Origin of the sequence: Pantoea sp. EABMAA-21 (genome assembly GCF_030053335.1) — a bacterium.
GTDB classification, from domain to species: Bacteria; Pseudomonadota; Gammaproteobacteria; order Enterobacterales; family Enterobacteriaceae; genus Pantoea; species Pantoea communis.
In genome coordinates this window covers 1-854 of sequence record NZ_JASGBX010000044.1, presented here as the reverse complement: position 1 = coordinate 854, position 854 = coordinate 1, and the positions used below count along the sequence as shown (strand labels likewise).

General features: G+C 56.7%; 1 protein-coding gene. It reads left to right on the top strand.

Annotated elements, in window-relative coordinates; genetic code table 11:
* On the top strand, positions 1 to 854 hold an 854-nt coding region (locus QMZ65_RS25150; RefSeq protein ID WP_502921549.1), incomplete at both ends, for an ATP-binding protein.

Here is an 854-nt window from a genome sequence, read left to right as displayed (position 1 = left end):
GGCGGCGGCCGTGGTATGCGCGTGGTGCGCAGTGAAAAAGATCTGGAACAATCCATCGGCATGACGAAAGCGGAAGCCAAAGCGGCTTTCAACAACGACATGGTCTACATGGAGAAATTCCTCGAGAACCCGCGTCACATCGAGATTCAGGTGATGGCCGACGGCCAGGGCAACGCCATCTATCTGGCGGAACGTGACTGCTCAATGCAGCGTCGTCACCAGAAAGTGGTCGAAGAAGCACCAGCGCCGGGCATCACGCCGGAACTGCGTTGCTTTATCGGCGAGCGCTGTGCCAAAGCCTGTATCGATATCGGCTACCGCGGTGCGGGTACCTTCGAGTTCCTGTACGAAAACGGTGAGTTCTACTTTATCGAGATGAACACCCGTATTCAGGTGGAGCATCCGGTGACCGAGATGATCACCGGCGTGGATCTGATCAAAGAGCAGCTGCGTATTGCTGCCGGTCAGCCGCTGTCGATCAAACAGGAAGACGTGATTGTTCGCGGTCATGCGGTAGAGTGCCGTATCAACGCCGAGGATCCAAATACCTTCCTGCCGAGCCCGGGCAAGATCACCCGTTTCCACGCGCCAGGCGGTTTTGGCGTGCGCTGGGAATCGCACATCTATGCCGGCTACAGCGTGCCGCCGTACTACGATTCCATGATCGGCAAGCTGATCACCTACGGTGACACCCGTGAAGTGGCCATCGCGCGCATGAAAAATGCGCTGGCGGAACTGATCATCGACGGCATCAAGACCAACGTCGAGCTGCAGATGAAAATCATGTCCGACGAACATTTCCAGCAGGGTGGCACCAACATCCACTATCTGGAGAAAAAACTCGGCCTGCACGA